Raw genomic sequence first — 8,273 nt, 5'->3', positions numbered from 1 at the left:
GTCGATGACGGTGGCGCCGGCGGCGACGAATCGCGGGGCCTGCGCGCGCGAGAGGGTCGCACCCGCCGAGAACAGCGCGATGTCGATGCCCGCGAGGTCCTCGTCGGAGGTGGCCGCGGTGTCCTCGACGACGATCTCCTCGCCGCGGAAGGTCAGCGTGCTGCCGGCCGAGCGCGCGGAGGCGAAGAAGCGCACCTTGTCCGCGGGGAAGTTCCGCTGCTCGAGCAGGCCGCGCATGACGGCGCCGACCTGTCCGGTGGCGCCGACCACTGCAATTGTCAGACCCATGTCTAGCGTCCCGTTCCCGYGTGGACGACGGCCTCTTCGGCGCCGCCCAGATCGAATGCCTTGTGGATCGCGCGCACCGCGTCGTCGAGATCCGAGTCCTTGACCAGCACCGAGATACGGATCTCGGAGGTGGAGATGAGGTCGATGTTGATGCCGGCCTCGGCGAGCGTCTCGCAGAACGTGGCGGTGACGCCGGGGTGGCTCTTCATGCCGGCCCCGACGAGCGAGACCTTGCCGATCTCCTCGTTGAAGAGCATCTCCGAGAAGCCGATCTCGGCCTGCAGCGCGGTCAGCTTCTCGACCGCGGCGGCCAGGTCCGTCTTGGGCAGCGTGAAGGTGATGTCGGTCTTGCCGGTCTCCACCTTCGAGATGTTCTGCAGCACCATGTCGATGTTGATCTCGGCGTCGGCAACCGCACGGAAGACCTTGGCGGCGTAGCCCGGCACGTCGGGCAGACCGACGACGGTGACCTTCGCCTCGCTGCGGTCGTGCGCGACGCCGGTGAGGATGGCTTCTTCCACGGGAATGTCCTCCATCGATCCGGACACCATGGTGCCGGGCTTGGTGGTGTACGAGGAACGGACGTGCACGGGCACGTTGTAACGACGGGCGTACTCGACGCAGCGCAGCATGAGCACCTTCGCCCCGCACGCCGCCATCTCGAGCATCTCCTCGAAGGAGACGGTGTCCAGCTTCTGCGCGTCGGAGACGATCCGCGGGTCCGCGCTGAAGATGCCGTCGACGTCGGTGTAGATCTCGCAGACGTCGGCGTTCAGCGCGGCGGCGAGGGCGACGGCGGTGGTGTCCGAGCCGCCCCGGCCGAGGGTGGTGACGTCCTTGCTGTCCTGGCTGACGCCCTGGAACCCGGCGACCAGYACGATCGAGCCCTCGTCCAGTGCGTCCCGGACGCGGCCCGGTGTGACGTCGATGATCTTCGCGTTGCCGTGAGCGCCCGTGGTGATGACCCCGGCCTGCGAGCCGGTGAACGAGCGAGCCTCCTCGCCGAACGCGTGGATCGCCATCGCGACCAGCGAGTTCGAGATGCGCTCCCCGGAGGTCAGCAGCATGTCCATCTCACGCGCCGGCGGCGACGGGCAGACCTGTTGTGCCAGGTCAAGCAGCTCGTCGGTGGTGTCGCCCATGGCCGAGACAACGACGACGACGTCGTTGCCCGCCCGTTTGGTCTCCACGATCCGTTCAGCGACGCGTCGGATGCGCTCGGCAGATGCCACCGAGGATCCGCCGTACTTCTGCACGACGAGCGCCACGCCAATCAACCTCCGGATCTGGGAACTGGTAACAAGTCCAATTTTCTAGCTTACCGACGGCACCCGACACCACCTCAGTCGGTGGCACCATTAGCCGGTGAACACCTCGCGGCACGTGCGCCTGCAGGCTACCGAGGAACGCTCGTCGGTCTCTCCGCTGGAGCTCTTCTTCGACCTCGTCTTCGTCTTCGCGCTGACCGGGGTCACCGAGCTGATGGCCGGCAACGACGGCTCTGCACGGAACCTGGTGCGCGGGCTGCTGGCGATGGCGGTGCTGTGGTGGTGCTGGATCGGCTACGCCTGGCTGGGCAACGTGATCCGTGCCGACGAGGGTTTCGCCCGGGTGTCCCTGTTCTTCGCGATGGGGGCGATGTTCGTCGTCGCGATTACCATCCCCGAGGCGTTCGAGGACATCCCCGGCGGTCTGTCCGGGCCGGTGGTCTTCGCGGCCGGCTACTTCTTCGTGCGGCTGATGCACCTGGTCACGTTCTGGTTGGTCAGCGCCGACGACCCCCAACTTCGCCGGCAGCTGCTGCGTTTCGTCCCGTCGATGGCAACCGGCACCACGCTGCTGCTGGTGGCGTCGCAGCTCAGCGGCGTCGCGCAGACCGCGATGTGGGTGGCCGCGCTGGTCGGCGACTATCTCGGCACCCTGTTCGGGGGCGAGGGCTGGCGGCTGAACTCGCCGAGCCACTTCGCCGAGCGCCACGGACTGATCGTGATCATCGCGCTCGGCGAGTCGATCGTCTCGATCGGCGTCGGGGTCGCCCACCTGCCGGTGTCCTGGCCGATCATTGTCGGCTCGATGCTGGGCCTGGCCGTCTCCGGCCTGCTCTGGTGGGCCTACTTCGACACCACCACCCTCGCTGCGGAGCGGGCCCTGGCCGCGGCGACCGGCGAGCGGCAGATCCGGCTGGCCCGCGACGGCTACAGCTTCCTGCACCTGCCGCTGGTGATCGGTGTCGTGCTGCTGTCCGTGGGCCTGAAGAAGGTCCTGAACTACGCCGGCGACGGCAGCAGTCACTCGCTCACCGAACCGCTGCAGGGGACGCCCCTGGTGGCGCTGTTCGCGGGCCCGGCGGTGTACCTGCTCGGGCTGGCCGCCTTCAAGGCGTACGTCACCGCGACGATGGGCCCGGTCAACGCGCTGCGGGTCGCGACGGCGGCGGTGCTGCTGTTGCTGATCCCGCTCGCCGGGCAGCTCCCGGCCCTGGCCGCGCTCGGCCTGCTCGCCGCGGTGCTGTTGGCGCTGGTGACCTACGAGACGCTCGGGTTCGCCTCCCACCGGGAGGAGATCCGGCACGGCGCGCACCCGGCATAGCCGGACCGCCGCGCCACCTCCTGGCCGCGGCACGGCACACTGGCCGGGGTGAGGATCGTGACGGTGCCCGGGCCCGAGCACACCCACGTGACCCGTACCGACGACGCCGGCCGCCCGGTCGGCGAACCGCTGGCCTTCCCCGACCCGGTCGCCGCGGTCCGCGCCCTCGAGCCCGAACACCCGCGCTGGGTGTGGCCGGACACCGCGGCCGTCTACCCCGCGGTGTTGCGCGCCGGGCTGAGGGTGCGGCGCTGCCACGACCTGGCGTTGACCGGCGCGCTGCTGCGCACCCGGGCCGGGCAGCCGCCCGTCGCCGCGGCCGCCCCGGTCGACGACCGGCCCGGGCTGTTCGACGCCACGCCCTCCCGCGACCCCGCGGAGGTGCTCTCGGAGCACGCCGACCAGCTCGACCGGATCGGCGCGGACCCACGACTGCGGCTGCTGGTCGCCGCCGAGTCGGCCGGCGCGCTGGCCGCGGCGGAGATGAGCCACACCGGCCTGCCGTTCTCGGCCGCCGCCCACCACGAGCTGCTCACCCGTGCGCTGGGACCACGGACGTCGGGCGATGCGGTGCCACAACGGATTCTGGAGGTCACGGAGGAGATCGGGGCCGCCTTCGGCCGCCGCGTCAATCCCGCCTCGCACCCCGAACTGGTGGACGCCTTCGCCCGGGACGGTGTCGAGTTGCCCTCCACCCGCGCGTACCTTCTGCGCGAGGTCGACCATCCAGCCGTGGAACCGCTGCTGCGCTACCGGGACCTCGCCAAGCTGCACACCACCAACGGGTGGGCGTGGCTGGACTCCTGGGTGCGAGGCGACCGGTTCCGGCCGGTGTACGTGCCCGGCGGCGTGGTCTCCGGCCGCTGGGCGAGCCGCGGCGGCGGGGCACTGCAGATCCCGAAGACGCTGCGCTCGAGCGTCATTGCCGATCCCGGCCACACCTTCGTGGTGGCGGACGCCGGCCAGCTCGAGCCCCGCATCCTGGCCGCGATGTCCGGCGACCGGCTGATGGTGGAGGCGGCGGGCGCCGACGACCTCTACGCGCCGGTGGCCGCGGAGGTGTTCGACGGCGACCGGGCCAAGGCCAAGGTCGCGATCCTCGGGGTGCTGTACGGCGCGACCGCGGGAGAGGCCCGGGCACTGCTCGCCATGCTGCGCAAGCGATTCCCGGTCGCGGTGCAGTACGTCGAGGAGGCGGCCCGGGCCGGCGAACGCGGCGAGGTGGTGCACTCCTGGCTGGGCCGGGCCTGCCCACCGCCGGACGATCGCTGGTGGTCCGACGGCGACGCACACGCCCGCGGCCGGTTCACCCGCAACTTCGTCGTCCAGGCCACCGCCGCCGAGTGGGCGCTGTGCCTGCTGGCCGAGCTGCGACGTCGCCTCGCCGATTCCGGCGACGCCGAGCTGGTGTTCTTCCAGCACGACGAGGTGGTGGTTCACTGCCGCGACGCCGCGGCCGCGACCCGGCACGTGCTCGACGCGACGGCCGCGGCGACCCGACTTCTGTTCGGCGACACCGCGGTCCGGTTTCCGATGGATGTCGGGGTGCGACCGTGTTACGCCGACCCGGAGGACACCGCGTGACGGTCCGGCGCGCCGCTACGTCAACGCCAGCACACCCCGGATCGTGAACAGGGCGCCGAACCCGAGGAACACCGCCACACCGAGTTCCTTGTTGCGACTGACCATCCAGTTCTTCGCGGTGTCCAACCCGCGCCGCGCCCGGTCGCCGAGCAGCACGTAGGCGCCGATCGGCACCAGGAAGTCCAGGCCGGCCGCCAGCAGCAGCAACGCCGTCCCGAGCAAGGCCTGCGACCAGGTCGAGTCCGAGCTGGAGATGATGGTCATACCCGAGAGCATGATGAACAGATTCGGATTGAGGTTCGCCAGGACCAACCCGATCGCGAACGCCCGCCGCGGCGTGGCCTCCTCCAGCTCGACGACCCACTTCGGTTTCTCCGCACGGAGTTTCGTCCGCTTCGCCAACTGCACCAAACCGACGACCAGGAACAGCACGCCGACGCAGACGCCAACCCAGTGCGAGACGGTCTGCGAGGTCGCCGACGGGTCGCCGGCCCCGCCCAGCAGCGACGCCACCCCGATCACCGTGTACACCAACAGGAACGCGCCGCCGAAGCTCAACGCATTGCGGATCGGCTCGTGCGACTGCAGCAGCAGCACGCATCCCGCGATCGCGGCGGGCGTGACGATCAGGCCGATCATCTCCGGCACCAACAACAGCAGCAACTCGCCCATATTGCTCCTTCAGATCGCGGTAAAAGTGTTTCAGGCCTTGATGATCGGCGGAATCTCGTAGGTTCCTTCGAACACCTCGGGCCGCGGGCTGTACATCCGCAGCAGCGGCCGGAAGCGACCGGCCGGCGCGGGCAGCCAGTTCGCCCTCGCGGTCTGGTCGGTGGGCGCGGTCGCGCTGAGCGTGAGGGTCAACGAGCCGTCGGCTCCGTACACCAGTCCGGGAGTACGGTCACCGATCGAGTACCGGTCGATCTCGTTGGCCACCAGGTAGTAGTCGGGCACGTCGTACATCGTGATCGACCAGAACGCGTCCACCGGCGGCGTCTGGGCAAAGGTCAGGGTGTAGCTGCGCTCACCCGTCAACTCGTCGCCGTCGCCGTCCAGGTAGACCGGGGAGTACGCCGCCTCGTAGCCGTGGTTGCCCCACAGTCCGCCCATTGCCGCGGCCGCCCGCAGCCCGATCGCCCTCGCGCGGTCCGCGATCCGCCACTCTGGCGAGTCGATGGTGCCGACCTCGAAGAAGTCGTCGTTGTAGTCGAAGACGTGGAACGGCTGGTGCCAGCCGTTGACGACGGTGTCCCCGGCACCGGACCTCAGTGCGGCGACGAGCCCGTCGTGACCGGCCTTCGCCCCGGCCGCCAGCGCGGACACCAGGTCCGGGTCGGCCGCCGGATACGGGCTGCCCCCGGACTCGAGCAGGCCGAGAGGCGCAAACGCCTGCTGCAGCGGCAGGTCCCGCGCGGCGGGCGGGTACGCCAGCAGGTACGCCCGCAGTTTCTCCCAGAACACCAGTGCCTCCGGCACATTCGGATCAGGCGTGGGCAACCCGAGCGGCCGCGCCTGCTCGCCGACTGCCGCCAACCTGAGCTGCTGCTGCAGAGCGCGGACGCGGGGCAGGTCTGCCTCGCCACTGCAGGCCCACCGACCCACGATCGACGCGACCGCAGTGGGGAACGCGATCCGGGTGACGCCGGACGGCGCCTGTCCCGTCCAGCCCGGAGGGGTCAGCAGGTATCGCCCTGCGGCCGTCCCGGTGGCACGCTTGCCCACGTACGCGAAGTTGTCGGTCCACGCGTCCACGAACTGGAGCACGTAGTACGCGCCGTCGGTGTCCGGGACCTCGAGCAGCAGCGGACCGTTCGTCAGGTCCAGCTGACACATCGAGTACACGGTGTCGTTGTTGATGGAGACGAAGGTGTCCTGCGGCCCGGCCAGCGTGGCGGCGTGGCTGAACTCGTTGAACGGCGCCGCCGGGTTGGATCCGACGCCGGTGGTGACGTAGCGCCGCACCTGGTCGAGATTGAACACCAACGGAAATCCGTACACGTAGGCCTTCGCGGCCAGCTTCTCGAGATCCACACTCACAACGCGCTCCTGTTCGACGACGACAGGCTCGATCGCATCAGCCCTGGGCCGTCCCCGCATCACCCGACGAGCATGAGCCTCGACGGTCACTACGATCAGTTCCGTGTCAGCTCCCCCGCCCCGCTCGGCCGCGCCCCGTGCCTGAGTCGCACGGCCCGCCGTCCCCGGCACCCGCTCGGCAGGTCCTGTTCGGGCTGCCGCCCGCCGGGCGACGCTGGCCCGGTGCCACCCGGGCGGCGTTCGCGATGGGGATCCCGGCGCTGGCCGCGGTCGCCCTCGGCTACCCGCAGCAGGCACTGACCGTCACCATCGGCGCCTTCGCGGTGATCTACGGGGAGGGCAGGCCGTACCGCGCGCGGTGGAAGGTGGTCGCGCTGGCGGCGCTGGCGCTCGTGGCCGCGTCCTGGGTCGGCGCGCTCGTCGGCGAACCGGTGCGCGATGCCATCGCCGACGGCGGATCGCCCGCCCTGCTGATGTGGGTGGTGCTGGTCATGTCGGCGGTCGCGGTGGTCGGGACCTACACCGTCGACGCCCTGCGGCTCGGCCCACCCGGCGTCTGGTTCCTCGTCCTCACCACCCAGATCGGCGCGCTGAACGTGCAGTCCGGCATGAGCCCGACCGAGATTGCGCTGTGGTGTGCCCTCGGCGGCGCCAGCGCGGTGGCCGTCTCGATGGTCGGTGCGCTGCGGAGGCCGCACGGCCCGGAGGTGCTGGCGGCCGCGGCCGCCACCGCCGCGGTCGACGACTACGTGGCCCGGCAGGCCGCGGGCCAGGGAACGCCCGCGCTGCGGCACCGGGCCACGCAGATGCTGCAGGTGGCCTGGCAGAGCCTCTACGACGGCGGACTGGTGGCCCGCGGACATCCGCTCGTCGAGGTCCTCTCCGCCGCCCAGGTGCGGCTGTCCGGCGCCATCCGCCGGGACCCCAGCCTGGACCCGGACTCGGACCTCGACGACGTCCGACCGCAGCCGCCGATGCCGCGGCCCGGGGTGCGCTACCGGTTCCTGCGCGCGCTGCACCCGGACAGTCACGCCTGGACCGCGGCCACCCGGGTGCTGGTGGCCTGCCTGGTGGCCGGGGGTGCCACGGTCGCGATCGGGACCGACCGGCCGGACTGGGCGGTGATCACCGCCGTACTGGTCCTGCACCAGGGGCCGGACCGGATCCTGGGCACCTACCGGGGCATCCACCGCGTCGCCGGAACCGTGGTGGGCGTGGTGGTCTTCGCGGTGCTGTTCTCCCTCCACCTCAGCGGGGTGTGGCTGGTGCTGACGGTGATGGCACTGCAGTTGCTCTTCGAACTGTTCGTCACCCGCAACTACGGCCTGGCCGTCGTCTTCATCACCCCGCTCGCCATCCTGATCGGCAACACCGGCCAACCGCACGCCGCGGTCGCGCCGGTCGTGTGGGAGCGGTTGGTGGAGACGGCGATCGGTGTGGCCGTCGCGCTGATCGTGCTGTGGACGGTGGACCGGCACGCGCACCGGCGCGTGCTGCGCTGGACCGACCGGCGGGTGGCGGTGTTCACCGGACTGACCATGCAGGCTCTTCGGGCCCCTGCCCACGGCGACGCGTTGCTGCCGCTGCGCCGCGACCTGACCTTCGAGTTGCACAGTTCGTCGCTGGCGGGCATCGACGCCGCCCACAACGAACCGGCGTGGGCGGCGGCCCGCTGGCCCGCCCACAGCGACCTGCACCACCTCGGTTTCGACGTGCTGGCCGGCTGCTGGTCCGCCGCGGCGGGTCGGCGGCCCCACGACGACGAGATCACCGGG

Annotated in this window: 6 protein-coding genes and 1 pseudogene; 3 read left to right on the top strand and 4 right to left on the bottom strand. The window is 70.9% G+C overall.

What is annotated here, in order from left to right:
• Positions 1-288 (bottom strand): annotated as a pseudogene (locus AC1DU4_RS25600) (aspartate-semialdehyde dehydrogenase); the annotation flags it as partial.
• A gap of 2 nt (positions 289-290) precedes the next feature.
• On the bottom strand, positions 291-1,556 hold the full coding sequence (locus tag AC1DU4_RS25595) for an aspartate kinase (protein ID WP_477844669.1): 1,266 nt from the start codon (positions 1,554-1,556) through the stop codon (positions 291-293).
• A gap of 97 nt (positions 1,557-1,653) precedes the next feature.
• Here AC1DU4_RS25595 and AC1DU4_RS25590 point away from each other — a divergent pair, with 97 nt between their 5' ends.
• Both AC1DU4_RS25590 and AC1DU4_RS25585 read left to right on the top strand, forming a co-directional pair.
• On the top strand, positions 1,654-2,877 hold the full coding sequence (locus tag AC1DU4_RS25590) for a low temperature requirement protein A (protein WP_477844667.1): 1,224 nt from the start codon (positions 1,654-1,656) through the stop codon (positions 2,875-2,877).
• Between the two features lie 48 nt (positions 2,878-2,925).
• Entirely contained in the window at positions 2,926-4,461 is a 1,536-nt protein-coding gene (locus AC1DU4_RS25585; protein WP_477844665.1) for a bifunctional 3'-5' exonuclease/DNA polymerase, read from the top strand.
• Between the two features lie 15 nt (positions 4,462-4,476).
• Here AC1DU4_RS25585 and AC1DU4_RS25580 read toward each other — a convergent pair whose 3' ends face one another.
• On the bottom strand, positions 4,477-5,133 hold the full coding sequence (locus AC1DU4_RS25580) for a GAP family protein (RefSeq protein ID WP_477844663.1): 657 nt from the start codon (positions 5,131-5,133) through the stop codon (positions 4,477-4,479).
• Positions 5,134-5,163: 30 nt separating this feature from the next.
• A complete protein-coding gene (locus tag AC1DU4_RS25575; protein WP_477844661.1) occupies positions 5,164-6,498 on the bottom strand; it encodes a DUF1254 domain-containing protein in 1,335 nt (444 codons plus the stop codon).
• A 137-nt stretch (positions 6,499-6,635) separates the two neighbouring features.
• Here AC1DU4_RS25575 and AC1DU4_RS25570 point away from each other — a divergent pair.
• On the top strand, positions 6,636-8,273 hold a 1,638-nt coding region (locus AC1DU4_RS25570), incomplete at its 3' end, for an FUSC family protein (protein WP_477844659.1).

It is taken from the genome of Rhodococcus sp. P4_F5 (assembly GCF_056401315.1).
The sequence above is the reverse complement of the archived record's forward strand: the minus strand, read 5'-3'. Positions and strand labels throughout refer to the sequence as shown.